The organism is Streptomyces sp. CY-1, assembly GCF_047218265.1.
Lineage (GTDB): Bacteria > Actinomycetota > Actinomycetes > Streptomycetales > Streptomycetaceae > Streptomyces > Streptomyces niphimycinicus.
The window spans coordinates 6510989-6533515 of sequence record NZ_CP178393.1 but is presented as its reverse complement, the minus strand read 5'-3'; the positions used below and the strand labels follow the sequence as shown (position 1 = coordinate 6533515).

The 22527-nt window shown below is 71.9% G+C and carries 20 protein-coding genes and 1 tRNA gene; 5 read left to right on the top strand and 16 right to left on the bottom strand.

From position 1 onward, the window contains the following. Window positions 1-26 precede the first annotated feature (26 nt). Genes ACK1X7_RS28265 through ACK1X7_RS28240 form a run of 6 tightly spaced genes read right to left on the bottom strand, consistent with a single transcriptional unit; the run spans window position 27 to window position 5590 of the window. Window positions 27-1046 (bottom strand): hypothetical protein, encoded by a 1020-nt coding sequence (locus ACK1X7_RS28265; RefSeq protein WP_385147048.1) that lies wholly within the window; start codon window positions 1044-1046, stop codon window positions 27-29. Then, on the bottom strand, window positions 1043-1969 hold the full coding sequence (locus tag ACK1X7_RS28260) for an alpha/beta fold hydrolase (RefSeq protein ID WP_385147045.1): 927 nt from the start codon (window positions 1967-1969) through the stop codon (window positions 1043-1045). The genes ACK1X7_RS28265 and ACK1X7_RS28260 overlap by 4 nt, the downstream gene beginning before the upstream one ends. Continuing rightward, window positions 1969-2916, bottom strand: a complete 948-nt coding sequence (locus tag ACK1X7_RS28255; protein WP_385147042.1) for a beta-ketoacyl synthase N-terminal-like domain-containing protein — start codon at window positions 2914-2916, stop codon at window positions 1969-1971. Before ACK1X7_RS28255 ends, ACK1X7_RS28260 begins: the two co-directional genes overlap by 1 nt. Further along, a complete protein-coding gene (locus ACK1X7_RS28250) occupies window positions 2913-4046 on the bottom strand; it encodes a beta-ketoacyl synthase N-terminal-like domain-containing protein (RefSeq protein WP_385147039.1) in 1134 nt (377 codons plus the stop codon). Before ACK1X7_RS28250 ends, ACK1X7_RS28255 begins: the two co-directional genes overlap by 4 nt. Beyond that, window positions 4043-5284 (bottom strand): beta-ketoacyl-[acyl-carrier-protein] synthase family protein, encoded by a 1242-nt coding sequence (locus ACK1X7_RS28245; protein ID WP_361496912.1) that lies wholly within the window; start codon window positions 5282-5284, stop codon window positions 4043-4045. Before ACK1X7_RS28245 ends, ACK1X7_RS28250 begins: the two co-directional genes overlap by 4 nt. A 54-nt stretch (window positions 5285-5338) precedes the next feature. Beyond that, window positions 5339-5590 carry an acyl carrier protein gene (locus ACK1X7_RS28240; protein ID WP_014061562.1) on the bottom strand — a complete coding sequence of 84 codons (252 nt, stop codon included), beginning with the start codon at window positions 5588-5590 and terminating at the stop codon, window positions 5339-5341. 575 nt (window positions 5591-6165) lie between these two features. Here ACK1X7_RS28240 and ACK1X7_RS28235 point away from each other — a divergent pair. Beyond that, complete coding sequence (locus ACK1X7_RS28235; RefSeq protein ID WP_361496915.1) at window positions 6166-6663, top strand: hypothetical protein; 498 nt, start codon at window positions 6166-6168, stop codon at window positions 6661-6663. Window positions 6664-6803: 140 nt separating this feature from the next. Next, window positions 6804-7073 (top strand): hypothetical protein, encoded by a 270-nt coding sequence (locus ACK1X7_RS28230; protein WP_385147036.1) that lies wholly within the window; start codon window positions 6804-6806, stop codon window positions 7071-7073. Window positions 7074-7210: 137 nt separating this feature from the next. Here the strand turns inward: ACK1X7_RS28230 and ACK1X7_RS28225 are convergent, their stop codons facing one another. The 7 genes from ACK1X7_RS28225 to ACK1X7_RS28195 all read right to left on the bottom strand — a co-directional run bounded on the left by ACK1X7_RS28225 (window position 7211) and on the right by ACK1X7_RS28195 (window position 13857). Continuing rightward, window positions 7211-9079, bottom strand: coding sequence for an AfsR/SARP family transcriptional regulator (locus tag ACK1X7_RS28225; RefSeq protein ID WP_390793120.1), 1869 nt, complete (start codon window positions 9077-9079; stop codon window positions 7211-7213). 81 nt (window positions 9080-9160) lie between these two features. After that, a complete protein-coding gene (locus ACK1X7_RS28220) occupies window positions 9161-9889 on the bottom strand; it encodes an IclR family transcriptional regulator (RefSeq protein ID WP_385147030.1) in 729 nt (242 codons plus the stop codon). A gap of 4 nt (window positions 9890-9893) precedes the next feature. After that, a complete protein-coding gene (locus ACK1X7_RS28215; protein WP_385147091.1) occupies window positions 9894-10637 on the bottom strand; it encodes a thioesterase II family protein in 744 nt (247 codons plus the stop codon). A gap of 156 nt (window positions 10638-10793) precedes the next feature. Further along, window positions 10794-11603, bottom strand: coding sequence for a LuxR family transcriptional regulator (locus ACK1X7_RS28210; protein WP_383142411.1), 810 nt, complete (start codon window positions 11601-11603; stop codon window positions 10794-10796). Window positions 11604-11728: 125 nt separating this feature from the next. Then, on the bottom strand, window positions 11729-12457 hold the full coding sequence (locus tag ACK1X7_RS28205; protein WP_385147026.1) for a helix-turn-helix transcriptional regulator: 729 nt from the start codon (window positions 12455-12457) through the stop codon (window positions 11729-11731). Between the two features lie 650 nt (window positions 12458-13107). After that, on the bottom strand, window positions 13108-13365 hold the full coding sequence (locus tag ACK1X7_RS28200) for a LysR family transcriptional regulator (protein ID WP_014061570.1): 258 nt from the start codon (window positions 13363-13365) through the stop codon (window positions 13108-13110). Window positions 13366-13784: 419 nt separating this feature from the next. After that, window positions 13785-13857: transfer RNA gene (locus ACK1X7_RS28195), tRNA-Thr, on the bottom strand. A 176-nt stretch (window positions 13858-14033) separates the two neighbouring features. On the opposite strand from ACK1X7_RS28195, the gene ACK1X7_RS28190 reads away from it, so the two are divergent. The 3 genes from ACK1X7_RS28190 (at window position 14034) to ACK1X7_RS28180 (ending at window position 16868) form a co-directional block, all read left to right on the top strand. Beyond that, complete coding sequence (locus tag ACK1X7_RS28190; protein WP_385154192.1) at window positions 14034-15170, top strand: ABC transporter ATP-binding protein; 1137 nt, start codon at window positions 14034-14036, stop codon at window positions 15168-15170. A gap of 345 nt (window positions 15171-15515) precedes the next feature. Further along, window positions 15516-15935 carry a hypothetical protein gene (locus ACK1X7_RS28185; protein ID WP_211124969.1) on the top strand — a complete coding sequence of 140 codons (420 nt, stop codon included), beginning with the start codon at window positions 15516-15518 and terminating at the stop codon, window positions 15933-15935. Window positions 15936-16067: 132 nt separating this feature from the next. Then, window positions 16068-16868 carry a nucleotidyltransferase family protein gene (locus tag ACK1X7_RS28180; RefSeq protein WP_385154195.1) on the top strand — a complete coding sequence of 267 codons (801 nt, stop codon included), beginning with the start codon at window positions 16068-16070 and terminating at the stop codon, window positions 16866-16868. A gap of 836 nt (window positions 16869-17704) precedes the next feature. On the opposite strand, the gene ACK1X7_RS28175 is transcribed toward ACK1X7_RS28180, so the two are convergent. From ACK1X7_RS28175 to cysS, 3 genes are all read right to left on the bottom strand, one after another. After that, window positions 17705-19420: a DoxX family protein gene (locus ACK1X7_RS28175; RefSeq protein ID WP_413115799.1), complete on the bottom strand. Its 1716-nt coding sequence runs from the start codon at window positions 19418-19420 to the stop codon at window positions 17705-17707. Window positions 19421-19976: 556 nt separating this feature from the next. Beyond that, window positions 19977-20927: a 23S rRNA (guanosine(2251)-2'-O)-methyltransferase RlmB gene (rlmB, locus tag ACK1X7_RS28170; RefSeq protein ID WP_385154201.1), complete on the bottom strand. Its 951-nt coding sequence runs from the start codon at window positions 20925-20927 to the stop codon at window positions 19977-19979. Window positions 20928-21105: 178 nt separating this feature from the next. Next, window positions 21106-22506, bottom strand: coding sequence for a cysteine--tRNA ligase (gene cysS, locus ACK1X7_RS28165; RefSeq protein WP_385154204.1), 1401 nt, complete (start codon window positions 22504-22506; stop codon window positions 21106-21108). Window positions 22507-22527: the final 21 nt, after the last annotated feature.

The window sequence follows — 22527 nt, the reverse complement described above, 5'->3', positions numbered from 1 at the left end:
GCTCCGTCGCTCGTCGCCGTCGTCGGTCAGGACTCGCCGCGCAGCGCCTTGGAGACGCGCTCGTCGAAGGTGATCAGGTTCCAGTCCCGCCGGTTCTCGATCAGGGCGTAGCCATGGGTGACCTTGCCGGTCGCGGTCGGCACCAGGCGGCCGTCGCGCACCACATAGCAGTCCATGCGGGAGGTGTAGGTGAAGTCCTTGAAGACGTTCTCGACGGTGTAGACCGTGTAGAGGTCCTCCTCCATCAGCGCCTCGTCCAGGATCTGGATCCGGGAGTGCGGGCAGGCGGGGATCCACCGGCGCTCGTCCAGCAGGGTCTTCACCGAGATGCCCCGGTCGGCCAGGAAGAGGTCCACGACCTCCTCCATCTGCCGCAGATAGCTGGACATCTGGAGCCGCTCCGAGAAGTGGCAGTACGGGTAGGGGATCCGCCACTTCCAGCCGAACGCGTTCTTCCCCGAGGTCAGCAGGTCGAGCACCGGGTCGGGGCCGGAGGTGCCGCGGCCGGCCGACAGCGAGGTGGTGACGGCCGTGAGGTCGAGGCCGGTCAGCTCCGGCGGCTCGGGGGCGACGGCGCCGGGGGTGCTCAGCCGGCCGGTGACGAACCGGGCCAGCTCGGCGGGCGGTTCACCGGCCGCCTCGACATAGCTGTCCGAGCGCAGCACCACCTTGGCGTTGGCGGCCACCACCTTGGTGTCCTCGCCGTCCCGGTCGGCGTGCAGGGCCACCGTGAAGGAGAGGAAGGAGTCGCCGTCCCCGGCCGTCGGCACCACCCGCGCCTGGACCGTCTCGTCCATGTAGAGGGCGTGCAGGATCCGGGTGTCCAGGTCGACGATGTCCACACCGAGGCCGTGCTCGGCGTACAGCGCCCGGGCCGCCAGGTCCGCGTCGGCGAAGTGGCAGAGGATGGCCTCCTCCACCAGGTAGTTGATGTGCTTGAACCCGATCCAGGTGCAGATGTTGGAGCCCTCGTACCGGGTGCGCAGCGACGCGGTCGTCTCGCTGGTGAGCAGCCTCTTGACGGCGCTTTCGGCCACTGTGGTCATCGATCGTGCTCCCATGGGAATCCGAGGCCGGGACCGCCGTGCGGACGGACGGCCGAACAGGTCGTGCTGACGAAGCGATCGAGCAGGGCGGCGAACTGTCGCGCCCGCTCGATCATCAGGAAGTGCCCGCAGTCGGGCAGCAGGCGGTACTCGGCGTCGGGAAGGCCGTCCGCCAGCGCGCGGCCCTCGGCCGGCGGCGCGGCGAAGTCGTCCGCACCGGAGAGCACGAGGCACGGCACGGTGAACCGTCCCAGCCGCAGGGCGGGGGTGCGCAGATAGATCTCGAAGAACCGCATCCAGCCGTAGGGGCCGACCCAGTCCCGGATGCGCTCGGCGAGCTGGTGGCGGGCCGCCCCGGGGACCCGGTCCCCGGCGTGCACCCGGATGCCCTCGGCGATCAGCGGGGCCATGGTGTTCACGGAGTACGCCAGGCTCGCCCAGTCGAACTCCTCGGCGGTGCGCCGGTAGAACGGGGCCACCAGCACCATGCCGTGGATGCCGAACTCGGCGAACGGGTCCAGGCCCTCCTCGATCCGGCGGCCCAGGAACTCCATCAGAACGTTCGCGCCCATCGAATGGGCGACCACCACACCGGCGCCGCCCGGCACCGCGCGCAGGGCGTCGCCCAGATACGGCACGAGATCGCCCCGGGCGCTCCACCCGGCGACGCTCCGGCCCCGCCAGGGCAGATCGGCGGCCCATATCTCGGGCCCGCCGGCCTGGCGGCCGTGTTCGACGCAGGCGTCCCACACCGTGCTGCTGTTGGACAGTCCGTGCAGGAGGAGCGCCCGGCCCCGCCCCGGTTCGCCCGGGGCGCGCCGGGTCACGACCACGGGGCTGTCCTTCTCGCCCCGTGCGGACTCCACGGCGGGCCCGCCGTCCTCCTGGGCGAGCCCCGGCACGAGGCGGTCACCGGTCGACATCAGGCCGCTGCCCGCCCGTGCAGCGCGATGCCCGCGCTGGCGTCGTCGGCGTCGGTGCCCGCGGTGGCGTACACCGGACCGGCGCCGCCCTGGGCGAACCAGCCGACGGCCGCGGCGCACTGGAGCACTCCCAGCGCACCCGAGCCCAGCCCGAAGACCTCGGCCAGATCGTGCCGGTCCACGCCCTCCAGCAGGGTGTCCGGTACGGCGGCGGCCCGCTGTTCGGGCAGATGCCACAGGGCCGGCCGGTCGCCGGTCGCCTTGGCCAGCCGCTCCAGCGTGCGGCCAAGGCCGGCGCCCCGGACGTAATCGCCGAGCACGGCGGGCGCGTTCGCGCCCCGTTCGGCGGCCGACTGCTCGCTCTCCACCACCAGCGCCGCCGCCCCGTCGACGGTCCGCGCTCCGCCGGTGAAGGCGCGTACGGCCTCGTTGTCGGGTTCGACGCCGAGGACCAGCGCCCGGGAGGCCCGGCCGCCGCGGATCAGCGTGGCCGCCCAGTGGACGGCGTCCAGCCCGGAGGTGGCGCCGTTGCACAGCATCAGATTGGGACCGCGCAGCCCGAAGCGGATGGCGACGGAGGAGGCGATGACATTGCTCGAGGCGTTCGGCAGATCCATGGCGCTGCCCGCCGCCGCCGTCTGCTCGGCGATGGTGTCCATCGCCCGGCAGATGGTGTCGAGATTGCCGTAGTTGGAGCTGGCGACCACCGCGACGCTGCCGCCGGGGACCCGCAGGCCCCCGCCGTCGTCCAGCAGGCCGGCGTGGCGCAGGGCCGCGTCGGCCGCGCAGTAGGCGAGCTGGGTGGCCCGGTCCTTGTATCGCAGGCCCTTGCGGCCGACCAGGTCCTTCGGCTCGACCGGCGGGGCCTCGGCCACCGGTGCCATCAGCTCCGGTGCCGTCCTCGCGCGGGGCAGCACCACGCCGACCCCGCTCACCACCACGGTCATCGAGCCGCCTCCAGGATCGCTACGGCGTTGATCCCGCCGAAGCCGAATGCGTTCAACTGGGCCACGGTCAGCGGCCGCCGGGCCGCCTCGCCGGTGACGAAGCGGAATCCGTCCGCCTCGTCCACCGGGTTCTCCAGGCCCACGGTCGGCGGCACCCGCCCCTCGGCGAGGCAGCGCAGGGTGACCACCAGGTTGAGCAGCCCGGAGGCGCCCGAGGTGTGCCCGGTCATCGACTTGGTGGCGGTCACCAGGGGCTTGTCCCGGTCCGGGCCGAAGACGTCCGCGAGCGCGGTCGCCTCCGCCTCGTCGTTGAGCAGCGTCCCGGTGCCGTGCACCATCAGCAGGTCGATGTCCGCGGGCTTCACCCCGCCACGGGAGTGCGCCTCCCTGATCGCCTCGGCGATACCGGCCGGGTCCGGCGCCGTCACATGGAAGGCGTCGCAGTTGACCGCGACATCCCGGACCAGGCCGTGCACCGGACGTGTGCCGGGGACCCGGCTGAGCACGACAGCCGCCGCGCCCTCGCCCATCAGGACGCCGTCCCGGTCGCGGTCGAAGGGCCGCACCCGGGTCGGGGGCACCGGCTGCACCCGCTCCAGCAGGCCGTACATGGTCTCGGTGAGCACGTCGACCCCGGCCACGACCACCGTGTCCGCCCCCTGCGCCAGCAGGTCCACGCCCAGCGCCAGGGCGTAGAGCCCGGCCGAGCACGCGTTGGACAGGGTGTGGGTGTCATCGGCCCGGAACGCCTCGCGCAGCGCGGTGCCGAAGTGCAGCTCCGCGGCGGGGAATTCGGCGCCCTGGGTGCGCCACAGCTCCACCGAGCGCAGCTCGCGCAGCCCGGTGCCGACCAGGACCGGCACCCCGCTCAGATCGCTCTCGTCCAGGCCCGCGTCGCGGACCGCCTGGCCGACCGCGTCCAGCAGCAGCCCGGTCGCCCGGCGGGTGACGTCCACCCCGGGTGCGGGGCGGTTGTCCACCTCGTACGCATGGCGGGCCGTGTGCAGGGCGTGGTCGAAGCCGCGCAGCTCGGCCACCGCCGAGCGGCCCGCGCACAGGTTGTGGAAAACCTCGTCGACATCGCCGCCCACCCCGGCCACGGCGCCCATGCCGGTCACCGCCCAGCTCATGCCGGCACCCCGTCGTACCGGCCGAGCAGCACCACCGCGTTGTTGCCGCCGAAGGCCAGGCCGTTGTTCTGCACGACCTTCAGCTCCGCCTCGATCGCCACATTGGGCACGCAGTCCACATCGCACTCGGGGTCGGTGGTCGTGTGGTTGATGGTCGGCGGAATGAACTTCTCGGTGATCGCCAGGGCGCAGCCGATGGCCGACAGGGCGCTGGCGGCGCCCATGGTGTGGCCGATCATCGACTTCATCGAGATGGTCCTGGGCGGACGGCTGCCGAAGACCTCGCGGATGGCGCGGGCCTCGGTGACGTCGTTGGCCTTGGTGCCGGTGCCATGGGCGGAGATGAGGTCCACCTGGTCGGCCTTGACCCCGGCGTTCTCCAGGGCGAGTTGCATACAGCGGCCGACGCTGTCCTGGTTCGGCGCCACCTGGTGGTAGGCGTCGCAGTTCAGGCCGTACCCGAGCACCTCGGCGTAGATCCGGGCGCCCCGGGCCAGTGCGGACTCCAGGCTCTCCAGGACCAGCACCCCGGCGCCCTCACCGGTGAGGATGCCCTTGCGGTCGACGTCGAACGGCCGGCACCGGTCCGGCGCGATGGTGCCCAGCCGGTAGAAACCGGAGAACGTCTTGCGGCACATCGCGTCCGCGCCGCCGCACAGCGCGTACTCCGCGTCCCCGGAGCGGACGGCGTCATAGCCGTAGCCCAGGGCGTAGTTGCCGGCCGCGCAGGCGGTCGGAATCGTCACCGCCTCCACATCGGAGAGCTGGAGCTCCTGCGCGATGGCCGCCGACAGACGGCCGGCCGGAACGCGGCGGGCGAGTTCGGGCGACATATGCTCGGGACCGTGGGTGATCTCGGCCTCGACCAGGTGGTCCAGATCCCGTGATTCACCGTCGGTGGTCCCGATGGAGATCAGACCCGGCAGCGACCGCCAGTCCGCGATGGAGACCCCCGCGTCCTCGATCGCCATCCGGGCCGCGGCGACCGAGTACTGCGTCGCCCGGCCGAGCTGCTCGACCGCGAGGTGGCGTATCCACCGCTCGGGGTCGAAATCCTCCACCTCACAGCCGTTCGCATGGTCGAACCCCTCGACGTCGAACACCGTGATCGGCTTGGCCCCGCTGCTTCCGGCGCGCAGTCCGCGCCGGAACTCATCGACGCCCATGCCGATACTGGAGACCACACCGAGACCGGTGATCACCACTCTTCGCGGGCTCGCATGCCCCGACTCCGCCATCCCGTCCCCCTCGTCCGCTGTTCCGGCCGTGTCCGCGATTACGAAAGCGCCGCTTTACCAGCCGGCGGACTCGGCGACTACCTCGTAGACGCCCTTGAGGTGCACCATCCGGGGAAGCTCCGACTGGTCGATGGTGACGTGGAATTCCTTCTCGAGATTCGCGAGAATTTCGATGGAACGCAGCGAGTCAGCCGAGTGGTCCTCCTTGAAGAGGCTGGTCTCCGTAACCTCGTCCTCTTCGATCTCCAGAACGTCGCAGACGATCTCCTTGATCTTCTGCACCCGCTCCTCGTGCACCGAACTCATGATGGATCCCCCACTTTCGAACAAGGCCGACCCACAGGCCGTTTCCATTTCGGACTCGGATCTTTCTATGGCACTCCGCCATACCGCGCAATGCCCACTGCATAAAGCTGCCACAACCCGGTCGGCAGACCTGCTCGCTACCCGGATTCCCGCTCGACGGCGGTTATTTATCGGCGCTTCCACCAGAACTATCCGCGCGGCCGGAACCGCGCAACAGCCGGTACAGGAAGCTGCCAGCGAATGGTTCTCGTCCGCCGCCATCCCCTGATCAGGGGCTCGGTTCCGTGGTCGGTTCGCACGGTGTGTCCGGGCCCCTGATCTCCTCCCCGGGCATGCCGCGGCGGGTGCGCGAAGCACCACGGGCGTGCCGAAGGGAGACACCGGCGGTCGTTCGGGGGATGACCACCGCCGGAGTCGAATGTCCCGCCGTCCACGTACTGGACAGGGGGTGTTCCGCCAACTGACTGGATTTCTATCCGAGTCCGTTGATCTTCCACAATGGCGCTAACAGGAAGGTGCCAGCGCAGGGCCCGCCCCGGCCGCGGGCCGGCGGAACACCATGACACCATCGGTCGGTGATCGAGCTCGGCTACTCCCTCTCCCGCCGCTTCCCGGACCCGCCGCAGACGGACTACCGGAGCGCACCGGTCCAGGCCCTGCGCCACGACCTGTTCTGCGGCGATGTCTATCTGGCGGACACCGCGACCGACCGTGAACTGTCCACCGCCTGGGGCTGGTTGCCGGTGCTGGACTTCGCCTGGGCGCTGTGCGACATCGTCGAACTGCTCGACCGGGATCCGCGCGGCAGCCGCTCGGCCACCCCCGTCCACGCGGAACTCGACTTCACCGAATCCACCGACCGGCTGCGCTTCGAACGACGCTTCGGATGGGTGGACATCACCGCCGACTGGGCACCGGCCACGGAACCACCGCTGAATTTCTCCCACACCGCGCTGCGCCGCGAGGCCCGGGACTTCCTGCACGATCTGATCGCGGATCTGGTGGATCTGCACGACGGGCTCGCGGACAACCCCGCGATCTGGAATCTCCAGGCCCGTTTCCCGCGCGTCTAGCCGAACGCCGTACGACCCGCCGAACCGTCTATCACCGGCCTATAGCCACGGACCTCCTTTGGAATAGGCCGACCATAGGCGGGCATTCCATCCTGGTCCCGCGGACATGGATGCCGGTCCGCACGAACCAGGGAGGTGCAGTGGAAAACGTATCGACCACTGAGATTCCGGCCGGAGTGGAACTCGATTTCACGGCCTGGCTCCAGCACCTGGAACGCCGGGATCTCAGCGATCCGGCGGAGTTCGCCGCGGTCGTCAGGGAGCTGGCGCTCGACCCGCACCGCACGGAGTACGCCGAGTACATCGGGCCCCGGCAGTCGCTGATGAGCGACGCCGGGGCCCGCTGGGCCAGCCTGGTGGCCATGCTCATCAACGCCGTCCACAGCACGACCATGGTGGACACGCCCTGAGGCGTACGCGCCGGGATCGGCCACGCGCATCGGCCGCATGCAACGGCCACGCGCATCGGCCACGCGCATCGGCCGGGCCCGGCGACCACCAGGGCCGCCCTGGGCCCGGCCCGGGGAAGCCCGAAGGCCCGGCCGGATCAGCCCGTGCCGTCCGCCGGCGGCCGCGGCCCCGGGCCCCGGCCCCGCTGCTCACGGGCGAACAGCCGCACCAACGGGCGGTAGCGGTACCGCAGTTGATCCCCGTCGGCGATGATGTCCAGCAGGCGGACCTCCGAGATCGACTCCAGCACGTCCTCGGTCCGCCCCTCCGGCCACCGCAGCTCCACGGCCGCCTGACGCGCCGTGAACGCGCAGCCCTCCGCCCGGTGCGCCAGCACCCGGAACGCGTACCGGGCCGTCGGCGCCAGCCGGGCGTGACAGCGGCTCAGCGTCGCCCGCACATCGAGGCTGCCCAGGGACAGCTCGCCCAGCCGCCGGTCCGCGGCGGCCAGCCGGTCCGCCAGATGGGCCAGCCGCCACTGCGGATACGCCGCCAGCCGCGCCGCGCAGATCCGCAGCGCCAGCGGAAGCCCGTCGCACCGGGCCACGATCCGGTCGGCCGCCTCCGGCTCCGCCGCCACCCTCCCGGGCCCCGCGAGCGCCGCCAGCAAAAGCCGCCCCTCCGCGGGGTCCAGCGGATCCAGCCGCACCAGCCGCACTCCCTCCACCGAGGTGAGCGAGGAGTGGCCGGTGATCAGGGTGCGGCAGCCGTCGCCGTTCACCAGCAGCGGGCGCACCTGCCGGTCCTCGACCGCGTTGTCCAGCACCACCAGCGCCCGGCGGCCGTCCAGCCGGCTGCGGTAGAGCTGCGCCCGTTCGTCCAGGGCGGCGGGCAGATCGTGGTGGCCCGCGCCGAGTGCCCGCAGGAACCAGCCGAGTACGTCCAGCGGATCCTTGGGCCCGCCGTCCTCCTCCCGCAGATCGGCGTAGAGCTGCCCGTGCGGGAAGTCCTCACGGCACCGGTGCGCGGCATGCACCGCCAGCGCCGAGGTGCCCGTGCCCGGAGCGCCGGTCAGCACCGTCGCCCCGCCGCGGCCGGGGGCCCGCAGCGCGTCCGACACGGCCGCGAGCTGCTCGGCGCGCCCGCTCAGATCGCCGATGTCGGTCGGCAGCATGGCGGGCACCAGACCGGCCCAGATGTCCCCGGCCATCGACTCGGGTCCGGGGACGCCCGCCCGCCCCGCCTTGTGCAGCCGTACCCGGACCGGCTCCGGGGCGGCGGGGCCCGGCAGCTCGCCGCGCAGCACACCGTGGTGGACCCGGCGCAGCCCCGCGCCGGGGTCCATCCCGAGTTCGTCGCGCAGCACCCGCCGTCCGCGCTCGTAGACCGCCAGCGCGTCCGCCCGCCGGTCACACCGGTACAGGGCGGTCATCAACTGGCCGCGCAGCGCCTCCCGGAGCGGATGCTCGGCCACCAGCCGGGTCAGTTCGGGTACGGAGCGGGCGTGCCGGCCCAGCGCCAGCTCCGCCTCGATACGGTGCTCCACCGCGCTGATCCGGGCCTCCTCCAGCCGCGGCAGCTCCGTCTCCTCCAGGAAGCCGGTCACATCCGACAGGGCGGGCCCCCGCCACAGCGCCAGGGCGGTGTGCAGCCGCTCGGCGGCCTCCGCGTACCGGCCGTCGGCGAGTTCCCCGCGCCCCTGCTCGGCCAGGCGCTGGAACTCCTCCCAGTCGAACCGGGCCCCGCTGTGGTCCATGGTGTATCCCGGCCCCCGGCGGGCCAAGTGGAGCCAGGGGGCGCAGCGTTTGCGCAGCCGCGAGATATGGGTGTAGAGCTGCGCGGTCATCGTGACCGGCGGATTGCGGCCCCACAGCAGCTCGCTGAGCCGGTCGTCCGAGACCACCCGCCCGCCGGAGAGCAGCAGGGCGGCCAGCACGGTCCGCTGTTTGGCGCCGTCGACGGGCAGCAGCCGCCCGTCGACGCGCACCTCCACCGGTCCGAGGATCCCGAACTCCACCTGCCGCACTGCTGCCTCCCCACGGCCTCGGTGTCGTTCGGCCCGACCACCCCCGCCCTCGTCCCACCCCGCCCCGCCGTCCGCGAGGCGTCAGCAACCTGACAACTCGGCGATCCGCACCGCCGCGTCGATCGCCTCACAGCCGAGCTGATGCCCCGGATTGCGGCCCACCCGGCTGATCGGCCCGGAGAGCGACAGCGCCGCGATCACCCGGCCGTCCGGGGAGCGCACCGGCGCCGATACGGTCGCCGTGTCCGGCTCCCAGCCCCCGACGCTCTGCGCCCAGCCCCGCCGCCGTACGCCGGAGAGCATGGCCGCGGTGAACCGGGCCCCGCGCAGCGCCTCGTACAGCACCTCCGGCTCCTCCCAGGCGAGCAGCACCTGGGCCACCGCCCCGGACTTCATGGGAAACGCGGTGCCCACCGGCATCGGCTCACCGCCCAGCGCCTCGGCGGCGGCCACACAGATCCGCATCCGGCCGCGGCGCCGGTGGAGCCGGGCGCTCGCCCCGGTCCGGGCGCTCACCTGCGCCAGCACCGGGCCCGCCTGGGCCTTCAGCCGGTCCTGGCGGGCCTCGACGACCATGTCGCCAAGCCGTGGGCCCAGCGCGAAGTGCCCGTGCCCGTCGCGGGCGACCAGTCCCAGCCGCTCCAGGGCCAGCACCAGCCGGTGCGCGGTGGGCCGTTTCAGACCGGTGTCAGAGACCAGCCGGGCCAGTGTGGCCGGACCGCCCTCCAACACGCCCAGCAGCAGCGACGCCTTGTCGAGTACGCCCACTCCGCTCATCAGCGGCGGTGAGGTCATCGTCGAGTGGGCCATGAGCTCAGCCCAGATGCTCGGCGAGCGCGCGGACGACGGCGTCGCGCTGCTCCACCAGGTAGAAGTGGTGCCCCGGCAGCACCCGCAGTTCGAAACCGGCCGGTGCCACCTCGCCCCAGGCGGCCATGTCCTCCGCGGTGATATGCGGGTCGCCGTCCCCGACATGGGCCACCACCGGGCAACTGACCGGCGCCGCGGTGCGCGGGCCGTACGTCCCGACCGCCTTGAAGTCCGCCCGGAGCGCGGGCAGCACCACCTCGCGCAGATCCGGGTCGTCCAGCAGCGCGCCATCGGTGCCGCCGAGCCCCCGCACCTCCTCCAGCAGCGCCTCGTCGCCGTCCAGGTAGGTGGTCTGGGGCGTGAGCTTGTGCGGGGCCTTCCGGCTGGAGACGAAGAGCGCCTGGAGGCGGATGCCGTACCGGCTCTCCAGCCGCAGCGCGACCTCGTACCCCACGGACGCGCCCATGCTGTGGCCGAAGAGGGTCAACGGCGCGTCCGCGAAGGGCAGCAGGGCCGCGGTGACCTCGTCCGCGAGGTCCTCGATGCGGTCGATGCCCGGTTCGACGAGCCGCTCCTGGCGGCCCGGATAGCGCGTGGCGAGCACTTCCACGCCGTAGTCGAAGGCGGTCCCCCAGCCGTGGAAGAACCCGGCGGAACCCCCCGCGTGCGGCAGGCAGACCAGCCGCCTGCGCGGCGCCGCCTCGGCCCCGTATCTGCGGAACCACTTGCTGTCGATGCCGACGGCCATCTTCTCCACGCACCTCCTCGTCATCGTCGGCCGATCCCCCGTCGCCCTGGTGACCCGCCCGCATTCCTTGCGGCCAGTTCTAGCCGCGCCCCGACGCACCGGGCAACGGCCCGTCATGAAGCTGCCGTGGGCAACTGAAAAAAATGCGATGGCGTATCACCGTCGCTCGCCGGGTGATTGCGAGATGAGCAGACCGAGTTCCGCGGCGCGCACCCCGGCCTGAAATCGTGAATTCGCCCCGAGTAACGCCATGATCTCCGCGACATATCTGCGGTAAGTGCGTACGGACATGGCGAGTTCCCGGGCCGCGACCTCATCGGTCACCCCGGCCCGTAACCGCTCGAGTATCTGCTGTGCGATATCCGCCCGCGTCTTGTCGCCGAATTCGATGCGGTCGGAGACCTCGACCGCGTTGCGCCACACCCCGTCGAAGAGCGCGACCAGCGGCTGGATGACACCGGGGGCGCGGACCACCGAGGCCCGGCGGCCGGCCACCGACGCGGCGCACACCAGCGCGTGCTCGTTGTCGGCGATCACGGCCACCAGCGCGGGGATCCGGGCCACCCGGGTCCGTACCCGCGGTTCGGCGGCATGCGCCGAGACGAACCGCCAGTCGAGCGTCGAGGGCGTGCACAGCAGCCGCACCCGGGAGGTCTTCCGCGCCGCACCGGACAGCAGCCCGGTCAGGGCCTCATGGACCGCCTCGGAGTACGCGGGCTCCGCGGCGAGCACCACATCGACGCGCGTGGTGGCATTGGTGACCAGCCGCGCCGCCCGCTCGACGGCGTCCTCATGGGCGTCGATGACGTCCACCAGGGAGTCGCGGTGGAGCTGATTGCGGCGTCTGTCCACCGTGGACGCCAGGAGCGCGCTGACTTCCAGCAGCTCCCGTTCGAATTCATCGGCGGCCTCGACCGGAACGAGGTCGACCTCTCGACGGCTGCTGCCCGAAGCGCTCTCGGACATCCCGGATGGCACACCACTCACCCCCGTGTGAGTTCTTCATCGCGTATCAACGGCGGAACACCCACTCGTGTCCGCCCAGCGGCGCGGCCCGACCCGCACCGCGCCGCACCGCGCCGCCGGGCGGGTCAGTCGGCCGTCGACAGCAGACCCAGCTCGACCGCCCGCACCCCCGCCTGGAACCGGGAATTGGCCCCCAACGCCCGCATGATCTCCGCGACATGGCGCCGGTAGGTGCGCAACGAGACATCGACCTCACGGGCCGCGACATCGTCGGTGTAGCCCTTGCAGAGCCGCTCCAGGATGCGCCGGGCGGACTCGGTACGCAGCCGCTCGCTGATCCAGCGGTGCTCCGCGGGGCGCACCGCGCCCGACCACGCACCGGCGAACAGCAGATCCAGGGCCCGGACGGACGCCGTGTCCTCGATGACCGACACCACATCCCCTCCCCCGCGCTCCGCGGAGGACCGGACCATCGCCACGCCGCCGTCCACGATCAGCATCTCCATGACCGCGTCGACGACCTTGACCTGCGTATTCACACCGCTTTCCATAGCGGCCCGGATCGCGGGGTCGGCGAGCGAACCCGGCGTGCACAGCAGCCGCACCGGAATGCGCTCATGGTCCGGCCCGTTCAGCCGGCGCAGCGCCGAGAGCATGACCTCGGCCCGGTCGCCGCCGGCGGGGAGCGCGATGCTGATGCCGTGCCGGGCCCGGTCGACGAGCGCCTCCACGGCGTTCGCGACGGCCGCGTCATTCCCCTTCATCGTCACCACGGCGTGCCGGGCCACGGTGCGACGGTGCAGATTCACCGTCGATTCGATCAATTTACGGGCCTGGAGCAGTGCCTGCACCACACCGTCACGCCCCGGTTCGGGGCCGCCGGCTCCCGAAGCCGCGCCTATCGCCGCCTGTTCCCCCGCTCTCGCGGAAACAGGCGCCATCGCCAAACCTGCCACGCTTATTACCCCCGTTATGACACAACGATCACCAGCGGATCTCGGACCGGTAGGCCCGGGATGCGGCTGGGAGGTTGAAGTGAGTGACCATCCCCCTGAATGGCCAGGTATGTCCCGTCAATAAAGGTTGAAAGACGGAACACTTCAATCATCGATGCGCGGCCGACAGTAGTTCCCACTCCTACGCCAGTCAATGCATCCGAGTTGGCCCAGAAAGAGCAGGTGGGCCGCCCCCTTAACGCCCCCCCTTGGCCCCGCCACGCGAACCCCTGAAGTTGTCAGCTAGCTGTAGTGCAACCCCCGGGCTCCGCCGCCTCCACCGTCGCGATCATCACTGTACGCATCGGTCAGGAGGCTTTCAGCGAGCGTCCGGGCGGTATCTGTCCTGTTACTGCCAGCCATCATAGGGAATCGGAGAATGACTCCGAAAGCCGCGAACCAGCGGGTCATACCGCTCCAAGCCATGCGGCGATCGTCCACATGAGGAGTTCCCCATTCCTGGGTGACGGCCGCCACAATCCGGACCGAAGTGGCGATTGCCGTACGCGTCAGGCCGCGGCGCAGACGCCCTTCATGCTGTCGATCAACGCGAGCACCGCACGTGCGGACGGAAGAATCATGCGACCTTCCCTGGTGAGCTGCGCACCGGTGGAGTCGCGAGTGAAAAGCTTGGTGCCCAGCATCTGCTCGAGGCACTTGATTTGGTAGCTGATGGCCGGTTGTGAATAGCCGAGCGCCTTGGCCGCTTGATCCATACGCCCTATCTCTGCGATGGATACGAAAGCGCGGAACTCCCGCTCATGCATTTTGCCCCCTGTCCGGCGACCACCGACCGGTGGCCGTCGAGAACCCGTCGCCAAGAACGCACGGGTTATCCGATCCGTCGAGACCATATCAACGTACTCAATCTCGGAAGGCAACATCCGGTGCAGGAAGCTGCAATGCGACGGGCCGCGAAGACTTCTCAGATGCGGAACATGCTGCAACACCGGAGGTGAAGAACCCGGCCCCGAGGAAAGTTCACCCCGCGTTCACCGCACACGGCGCGAGTGCCCGAACGCCCGCGCGGACCCCTCCGGGAGGTGCCACCGCCCGCCCGGCCGCGGGCGGCCGCCGCGACACCGGCCGGTCCGGTCACGGCCGACGCGCTTCACCCGTCACGAAAGCCCGCCATCGTCGATGGCGGGCTTTCGTCATTCAGCCGTGGATCGCTGCCCGGGCTCAGAGCCGACTGTCGGGTTCGAACCGACGACCTTCGCTTTACAAGAGCGGTGCTCTACCAACTGAGCTAAGTCGGCGTCCCCAGCAGTGTACCCGCCCCCGGGGCGTGATCCGTTCGAAAATTCCCGGCTCCCGCCTAGAGACAGGGCCGCCCTCTGCGGTATAGCGTCACGCCAATCCACCTCCGGTGGACTAGACCCCTCCTTTACTCGGATCGTCCGGCACGTTCCTGCCGGTGAAGGGACAGATCACCATGGCCACTGTCACGTACGACAAGGCGACCCGGGTGTACCCGGGCACCGAGAAGCCCGCCGTCGACCAGCTCGACATCGCCATCGAGGACGGCGAGTTCCTCGTCCTCGTCGGCCCCTCCGGCTGCGGCAAGTCCACCTCCCTGCGGATGCTCGCGGGACTGGAGGACGTCAACGGCGGCTCCATCCGGATCGGTGACCGGGACGTCACCCACCTGCCGCCGAAGGACCGGGACATCGCCATGGTGTTCCAGAACTACGCGCTGTACCCGCATATGTCCGTCGCCCAGAACATGGGCTTCGCGCTCAAGATCGCCGGCGTCAACAAGACCGAGATCCGGCAGAAGGTCGAGGACGCGGCGAAGATCCTCGACCTCACCGAGTACCTGGAGCGCAAGCCGAAGGCGCTGTCCGGTGGTCAGCGGCAGCGGGTGGCGATGGGCCGGGCGATCGTCCGGGAGCCGCAGGTGTTCCTCATGGACGAGCCGCTGTCCAACCTGGACGCCAAGCTCCGTGTGCAGACCCGTACCCAGATCGCCAGCCTTCAGCGGCGGCTCGGGATCACCACGGTGTACGTCACCCACGACCAGGTCGAGGCCATGACCATGGGCGACCGGGTGGCGGTGCTGAAGGACGGCCTGCTCCAGCAGGTCGACTCGCCCCGCAACATGTACGACCGCCCCGCCAACCTCTTCGTCGCGGGCTTCATCGGCTCGCCGGCGATGAACCTCGTCGAGGTGCCGATCACCGACGGCGGTGTGAAGTTCGGCAACAGCGTCGTCCCGGTCTCGCGCGAGGCGCTGAGCGCCGCGGCCGACAAGGGCGACCGCACGGTCACCGTGGGCGTCCGGCCCGAGCACTTCGACGTGGTCGAGCAGAACGGCGGCGCCGCCAAGGCCCTCACCAAGGCGTCCGACGACGCCCCGGCCGGTCTCGCCGTCACCGTCAACGTCGTCGAGGAGCTCGGCGCCGACGGCTATGTCTACGGCGCCGCCGAGGTCGGCGGCGAGGACAAGGACCTGGTCGTCCGCGTGAACGGGCGCCAGGTGCCGGAGAAGGGCGCGCAGTTGCACGTCGTGCCGCGGCCGGGCGAGATGCACGTCTTCTCGACCTCCACCGGGGAGCGGCTCACCGACTGAGGCCGCTGGCCCGTCAGTCGTTCCGACGGCGCCGTCCGTCCGCTGCACGCGGACGGGCGGCGCCGTCGCGTTGCGCGGGGGCGGCTGTTGCGTCGCGCGGGGGCGGTTGCCGCGTTGCGGGGAGGGGCGGTTGGTGCGTTGCAGGGAGGGGCGGTTGCCGTGTTGTTGCGTTGTCGATAAATTCCCTGACATTTCGACCATTTCGCCCCCGAGCGTCAACCCTCCAACCACCAAGGGGGGTTTTCCATCACCCAGCCTGGTGACGGAATGTCGCCAAATCGTCGCTCCTCGCTACGATCACCGCGTACCGCAGTCCCGTACCACCCACCCGCGAGGAACTACCCCGTGAACACCGCAGCCCGCCGCATCGGCAGAACACTCGCTCTCGTCCTCCCCGTCGTGCTCGTCCTCTCCGGCACCCTCGCGGTCACCCGCGTCCCCTGGGCCTCGCCGAGTGCCGAGTCGCAGATCCTCACCGCCTCCTCCGACCGGGCGTCCACCCACGCCACCCACCGGGCCCCGCATGAGCTGCTGCGCGACCGGCTGCTGGCCGAGCTCCAGGAGAAGAACCCCTCCGTGGCGCTCACCCACCTCCAGGCCGCGACGGCCGAACGGCCCTCGCTCGCCCAGCACTGCGCCTCCATCGCCCGTGCGCTCGGCCGCGCCGCGGTCGCCAAGTACGGCGGTGTGAGCCGCGCCCAGGCGTACGCCCGGCCCGTCTGCGACACCTCGTTCGCGTCCGGTATCACCCAGGCGTACCGCTGACCGCGTCACCCGTCCCGCCGAGGCCGCGCGGCTCCCGCCGTGGCCCGTACCGCCCGCGCCCTTCCCGCTCTTGCCGCCGTTCCCGCTCCGGCTCCGCCTGCGGCGGTCCTCCCACCGCATATGGTGCGGTTCATGAGCGATGACGACGAGCGCAGACCCGGGCATCCCCACCAGAGCGCGCGCCCCACACAAGCCGTCGTCCTGGCCGGAGGCCAGGGCTCACGGCTGCGTCCGTACACCGACGACCGCCCCAAGCCGATGGTCGAGATCCCGGGCACCGGGACCCCGATCATCGGCCATCAACTGGCCTGGCTGGCCGCCGAGGGCGTCACCGACGCCGTGGTCTCCTGCGGCCACCTCGCCGCCGTCCTCCAGGACTGGCTCGAGACGGCGGACCTGCCGCTGCGGGTGCGCACCGTCGTCGAGAAGGAGCCGCTGGGGCGCGGCGGCGGCCTGAAGTTCGCCGCCGCGAGGCTCCCCGAGCCCGACCGGCCCTGGTACGCCACCAACGGCGACATCTGGACCCGCTTCTCGCTCCGCGACATGGCGGACTTCCACGACGAACGCGGGGCCACCGCCACGCTCGCCCTCGCCCGGCCGCGGATTCCGTGGGGCGCGGTGGAGACCAACGAGTTCGGGCATGTCCTGGACTTCATCGAGTCGCCGCCCTCGCCGTATCTCATCAACGCGGGCGTCTACGTCTTCTCCGCCGCCTTCACCGCGCTGCTGCCCGACCGGGGCGACCATGAGCGCACCACGTTCCCGCGCCTGGCGCGGGAACGGCGGCTGGCGGGCTTCCCACTGCCCCAGGGCGCGTACTGGCGAGCCATCGACACCGCCAAGGACCTGACCGAAGCCGCCAAGGAACTGGCCTCAGGCCCCCCACCCCACGGCCACGGCCCCTTCGAAACTGCCCCGGTCCCACACGCCTGAGCGCCACCGGGGGAACGGGGGCTCCCGGCACTGGGGGCTCCGGTGCTCGGAGGCTTGGGTGCCCGGGGGCTCCCGGGTCCGGTGCTCGGGTGCCCGGCTGCCCGAGGGCTCCGGGGTCCGGTGCCCGGCTGCCCGGGGGCTCCGGGGTCCGGTGCCCGGCTGCTCGGGGGCTCCGGGGTCCGGTGCTCGGGTGCCCGGCTGCCCGGGGGCTCCGGCGGTCCCGTGCTCGGGGGCTTCGGTGCTTGGGCGCTCCATGGTCCGCTGCTCAGGCGCCCCGCTGCTCGGGGGCTCCGGGGTCCGCTGCTCAGGCACTCGGTGCCCCGCTTGCCCGGTGCTCCGGGGCCCGCTGCTCAGGCACTCGGTGCCCCGCTTGCCCGGTGCTCCGGGGCCCGCTACTCGGGGCTCGGGCGGTGCTGGGCGCGGCTCGTCGTCGACCCAGGGGCTCGTCGTCCACCCGCGGGCGGACGCGGTATTGAGCGCGGGCACGGGCCGCCGCCCGCCTGTGGACTCGCCGCACGGGCCTGCCCCAGGGCCTGCCCCACGGACTCCTCGTCCGCCCGCCCGTCCGTCGTCCACCCGCGGGCGACGCGGCGTTGAGCGCGGGCACCGGCCAGCCACCCGCTCGCTGGTCCCTCGGCCGCCTGCGGACTCGCTGCCCGCTCGCAGGCGAACCGGTTGCTGAGCCCGGGCACGGGCCGCCACCCGCCCACGGACTCGCCGCACGGGCCTGCCCCAGGGACTCCTCGCCCGCCCGCGGGCGGACGCGGTGCTGAGCGCGGGCACCGGCCAGCCACCCGCTCGCTGGTCGCCCGGGGCCGTGCCCCGTCCGCTCCGGCTCAGCCGAGGAGGCCGCCCAAGGCGGCCTCGTCGGCGGCGGGGGCGCTGTCGTTGGGCGTGTTGTCCTCCGGCGGGCCGCCCTCCGGGCCGCCCGCGGACATCCCTCCCCCGGCGCCGCCCAGCGACGACGGGCCCGCCGTCGGGGCCAGGGGGTGGCGCGGGGAGCGGGGGGTGGTGCCCAGGCCCGGGCGCGACCGCGATCCGTTGCTGGGGCGGTCGGACGTGCCGGACGCGGACCCCGTCGCGCTCGGCACCCCGGAGGAGGACGTCGACGCCGAGGCCGACGGCTTGGGGCGGTGCGGCAGCCGCTCGCGCGGCGACGGCGCTTCGGCCGATCCGCCGCCCGTGCCCATCGGCCCGCGCTGCCCGCCGCGCGGGCTCTCCACGGACTTGCTGGGCAGCGGCGAGCCGGGCAGGTTGTTCGTCGGCAGATCGCTCGGCTCCGGCGCCTTCACGACCTCCGAGGACCGTACGGCGGTGCCCAGCAGCGAGCCCACCAGCAGCGTCAGCCCGGCGACCACCATCGCCATCACACCGCCGCGGCGCAGCACCCGGCGCCGCAGCTCCCACAGTTCGGCCCGGGGGCCGAGCCGCCGCCATGCCTCGCCGGCGAGCCGGGCGTCCGCCGAGTAGACCGGCGCACCCGCGATGACCAGCGGGCTCCAGGCGGCGAGGTAGATGATGTCGGGCGCGTCGTAGACCGGCACCGTACGCCAGCTCACGGTGAGGATCAGCGCGGCGGACAGCAGGGCGCCGAACGAGGCGGCCAGCCGCTGCCACAGCCCGAGCACGGTGAGCACTCCGACCACGATCTGGAGGAACGCCACGGTCAGCCCGGCGCCCACCGGATGCTCCAGCGCCAGGTCGCGCAGCGGCTCCGCGAACGGCCAGGGGTGCAGCGCGCGCAGCCAGGTGACCATCGAACCGCGCTCGCCGCCGTCGAAGTAGACGGGGTCGGAGAGCTTGCCCATCCCCGCGTAGACGGAGATGAAGCCGAGGAAGATGCGCAGCGGGAGCAGGACGACGCCGAGGTTCATCCGGCGCCCGGGGTAGTAGGCGTGGCGTACGGACTCGGCGTGGCGGCGCGGACGCGGCACCGTGACGCCCCGCGGCCCGTCCCCGTCCCCGTCGCCGTCGATGGCGCCCGGCCGTCCGGAGGGCGCGCCGCGCCGCTCCGCCCCGGCCGCCCGCGCCACCGCGCTCGCCCCGCCCGTCTCGCCCGGGCCGTCCGCACCCGGACGGCGCCGCCCGCCGGACGACCGGGGCGCGTTCCCCGTACGGGGGCTGCGCGGGCCGATGACCGTGGGGGTGTCCTCGTCGAAGGCGATCCGCGGCAGCACCTGCGTGGCGCCCACGTCCTCGGCGCCCTCCCCGGACCGGGAACGGCCCAGCCCATCGGAAAGGCCGTCGGACAGACTGTCGGTCAATCCCTCGGCGGAGTACCGCACGGCCTGAAGCAGCCGGGTCGCCGCGGTGTCCCCGCCGGGGCGGGTGCGGCCACTCCATACCACGGGCGGCCGACGCCGGCCCGGGGCCGGGACGCGGGTGAGCCGGGCCGTGCTCGCCAGCGCGCTGCTGACGACCGGGGCGCTGAGCTGCACCCGGAAGCTCGGGGCGTTGACGGCGACCTGCGCGGGATCGCATGGCACCTTGGCCATGGTCAACTGCGGCTCGTCGTCGAATCCCCGCGCGCTTCCCGCCATGGGCGAAGGCATGCGGGCTTTTCTGGTCTCCACGCCCAACTAACCGAGCGACGGACGGGAAAGACACTGCCGGGGACGTCCCGATCTGTCCGAGGCCCGTCAAGATCATCAGCCACAGGACGCGAGGCGGGACGGCCCGGGCCAGGCCACCCGCACCCCGACCCACGACCGAACCGTGCGCACCTTACTGCCACACCGGGCCCGTTCCACGACCGGACGGGCCCTGCTTCACGGCCGCACCGGCCCCGCATCACGACCGGACGGCGCCCGCATCACGACCGAACCGGGCCGGACTCGCACCACGACCGCACCGGACCTGCTTCACGGCCGAACCGGGCCCGCGCCCAGGCCCGCTCGGTCGCGGGGCGTCTGGCAGACGCGGTGAAGTCGGCCCGGGCCGGCGGACAGCCGACAGCGGCCCGGGGGCCGCCGCCACGCGGGCGCTGAGGTCGGCCGCCGTCGGCCAACCCGATCCCTCCGGCGATCGAGGGGCCCGACCCAGCCCCTCCGGCGATTGAGGAGCGGGGTCTGGGGCGGAGCCCCAGCCGGAGGGCCGCGCCGAAACCCCCTACGCCCGGCGCCGAGCCGCTTCGTACAGGACGACCCCCGCCGCCACCCCCGCGTTGAGCGACTCCGCCCCGCCCGGCATCGGAATCCGTACCCGCAGATCGCAGGTCTCGCCCACCAGCCGCGACAGCCCCTTCCCCTCGCTGCCGACGACGATCACGAGCGGGCCGTCCAGCGCCTCGACATCGTGCAGTTCGACCTCGCCGTCCGCGGCCAGCCCGACCACCGTCAGGCCCGCCTTCTGGTAAGCCTCCAGCGTCCGGGTGAGGTTGGTCGCGCGGGCGACCGGGGTGCGGGCGGCGGTGCCCGCGGAGGTCTTCCAGGCGCCCGCGGTCATCCCGGCCGCGCGCCGCTCCGGTACGACCACGCCATGGCCGCCGAAGGCGGACACCGAGCGGACCACCGCGCCCAGGTTGCGCGGGTCCGTGACGCCGTCGAGTGCGACGATCAGCGGGTCCTCGCCCTCGTCGAAGGCGGCCGCGCTCAGGTCCTCGGGGTGGGCGTACTCGTACGGCGGGACCTGGAGCACCACACCCTGGTGGTTCAGGCCGTTCGTCATCCGGTCGAGCTCGGGCTTGGGCGCCTCCATGAGGTGGATGCCGCCGCGGTCGGCGGCCAGCTTCAGCGCCTCGCGCACCCGGTCGTCGCTGTCGATGAACTGCTGCACATACAGCGTGTTCGCCGGAACGCCCTCGCGCAGCGCCTCGACCACCGGGTTACGGCCCACCACCAGCTCGCTCGTCCCCTTGCCGCCGCGGCGCGCGACGGGGCGCTTGGCCGCCTGGCGGGTGCGGGCATTGGCGATCCGCTGCTTGGCGTGTCCCTTACGCATCTCGGCGGGCGGGGTCGGCCCCTTGCCCTCGAGGGAACGGCGCCGCTTGCCTCCGCTGCCGACCGTCGCACCCTTCTTGTTGCTGGTACGGCGGTTCCTGCGCTGGCTGTTGCCGGCCATGAATGGTCACCTGTCTCTTCACTGCTCAGCGCTGCTCAGCAAGCGGCTCGGACGCCGAACGTCACCCGTCTGTGAGGTCAAAGGCGTCTGTGCGGTCATTTGTACGGTCACAAGTGTGCCGCCCGGGGCGCCGGGCGGCACAACACAGGAGGTCAGGGCCTCACAGCAGGGCGGAGCCTCAGCGCTGACCCAGCTCCCAGCGCGGTCCGGACGGGGTGTCCTCGATCACCAGACCCGACTGCTGGAGCTGATCGCGGATCGCGTCCGCCGTCGCGTAGTCCTTACGGGTGCGCGCGGCCTGCCGCTGCTCCAGGACCAGCCGGACGAGCGAATCGACCACGCCGTGCAGATCCTCGCCGCGGTCCGAACCGCCCGCCCAGTGCTCATCGAGCGGATCGAGGCCCAGCACGCCCAGCATGGCCCGTACCTCGGCGAGCCGGGCGACCGCCGCCTCCTTGTCGTCGGCGGTCAGGGCGGAGTTCCCCTGGCGGACGGTGGTGTGGACGACCGCGAGCGCCTGCGGCACCCCGAGGTCGTCGTCCATCGCCTCCGCGAAGGCGGGCGGCACCTCGGCCGCGGCAGGGACGGCCTTCCCTGCCTTTTCGGTCACTCGCTGGACGAAGCCCTCGATCCGCGCGAACGCCGACTCCGCCTCGCGCAGGGCCTCCTCGCTGTACTCGATCATCGACCGGTAGTGCGGGGTGCCCAGGTAGTAGCGGAGCACGATCGGACGCCAGCGCTTGACCATCTCGGAGACCAGCACCGAGTTCCCGAGCGACTTGCTCATCTTCTCGCCGCTCATGGTCACCCAGGCGTTATGCGCCCAGTAGGCGGCGAAGTCGTCGCCGAACGCCTTGGCCTGCGCGATCTCGTTCTCATGGTGCGGGAAGATCAGGTCGACGCCGCCGCCGTGGATGTCGAAGGCGCGCCCGAGGTACTTGTGCGCCATCGCCGAGCACTCCAGATGCCAGCCGGGACGGCCACGCCCCCACGGGGTCTCCCAGCTCGGCTCCCCCGGCTTCGCAGCCTTCCACATGGCGAAATCGCGCCGGTCGCGCTTGCCGATCTCGCCCTCGCCGGAGGGCTGGCGCAGTCCGTCCAGATCCTGGTTGGAGAGCTTCAGATACTCGGGGAACGAGCGCACATCGAAGTAGACATTGCCCTCGGCGGCATAGGCATGACCCCGGTCGATCAGCTCCCGCATCATCTCGATCATCTCGGGGACATGACCGGTCGCCCGCGGCTCATAGGTCACGGGCAGGCAGCCGAGGATGTCGTACGCCTGGTTGAAGGCGCGCTCGTTCTCGTAGCCGATCGCCCACCACGGCCGCTTCTGCTCCGCCGACTTCGCGATGATCTTGTCGTCGATGTCGGTGACATTGCGGATGAACGTCACGTCATAGCCGCGGTGGGCGAACCAGCGGCGCATGATGTCGAAGTTCAGCCCCGACCTGATGTGCCCGATGTGCGGGGCCGCCTGCACGGTCGCGCCGCACAGGTAGATCGAGACACAGCCCGGCCTGAGCGGGGTGAAGTCACGGATCTGCCGGGCGCTGGTGTCGTACAGGCGAATGGTCACGCATCAAGGGTAGTGGGAAGT

Bases quoted from the DNA above. Each gene is read 5' to 3' on its own strand.
- ACK1X7_RS28265 (WP_385147048.1), bottom strand. From the start codon at position 1,046: ATGACCACAGTGGCCGAAAGCGCCGTCAAGAGGCTGCTCACCAGCGAG.
- ACK1X7_RS28260 (WP_385147045.1), bottom strand. From the start codon at position 1,969: ATGTCGACCGGTGACCGCCTCGTGCCGGGGCTCGCCCAGGAGGACGGC.
- ACK1X7_RS28255 (WP_385147042.1), bottom strand. From the start codon at position 2,916: ATGACCGTGGTGGTGAGCGGGGTCGGCGTGGTGCTGCCCCGCGCGAGG.
- ACK1X7_RS28250 (WP_385147039.1), bottom strand. From the start codon at position 4,046: ATGAGCTGGGCGGTGACCGGCATGGGCGCCGTGGCCGGGGTGGGCGGC.
- ACK1X7_RS28245 (WP_361496912.1), bottom strand. From the start codon at position 5,284: ATGGCGGAGTCGGGGCATGCGAGCCCGCGAAGAGTGGTGATCACCGGT.
- ACK1X7_RS28240 (WP_014061562.1), bottom strand. From the start codon at position 5,590: ATGAGTTCGGTGCACGAGGAGCGGGTGCAGAAGATCAAGGAGATCGTC.
- ACK1X7_RS28220 (WP_385147030.1), bottom strand. From the start codon at position 9,889: ATGGCCCACTCGACGATGACCTCACCGCCGCTGATGAGCGGAGTGGGC.
- ACK1X7_RS28215 (WP_385147091.1), bottom strand. From the start codon at position 10,637: ATGGCCGTCGGCATCGACAGCAAGTGGTTCCGCAGATACGGGGCCGAG.
- ACK1X7_RS28210 (WP_383142411.1), bottom strand. From the start codon at position 11,603: ATGTCCGAGAGCGCTTCGGGCAGCAGCCGTCGAGAGGTCGACCTCGTT.
- ACK1X7_RS28200 (WP_014061570.1), bottom strand. From the start codon at position 13,365: ATGCATGAGCGGGAGTTCCGCGCTTTCGTATCCATCGCAGAGATAGGG.
- ACK1X7_RS28190 (WP_385154192.1), top strand. From the start codon at position 14,034: ATGGCCACTGTCACGTACGACAAGGCGACCCGGGTGTACCCGGGCACC.
- ACK1X7_RS28180 (WP_385154195.1), top strand. From the start codon at position 16,068: ATGAGCGATGACGACGAGCGCAGACCCGGGCATCCCCACCAGAGCGCG.
- ACK1X7_RS28175 (WP_413115799.1), bottom strand. From the start codon at position 19,420: ATGCCTTCGCCCATGGCGGGAAGCGCGCGGGGATTCGACGACGAGCCG.
- rlmB (WP_385154201.1), bottom strand. From the start codon at position 20,927: ATGGCCGGCAACAGCCAGCGCAGGAACCGCCGTACCAGCAACAAGAAG.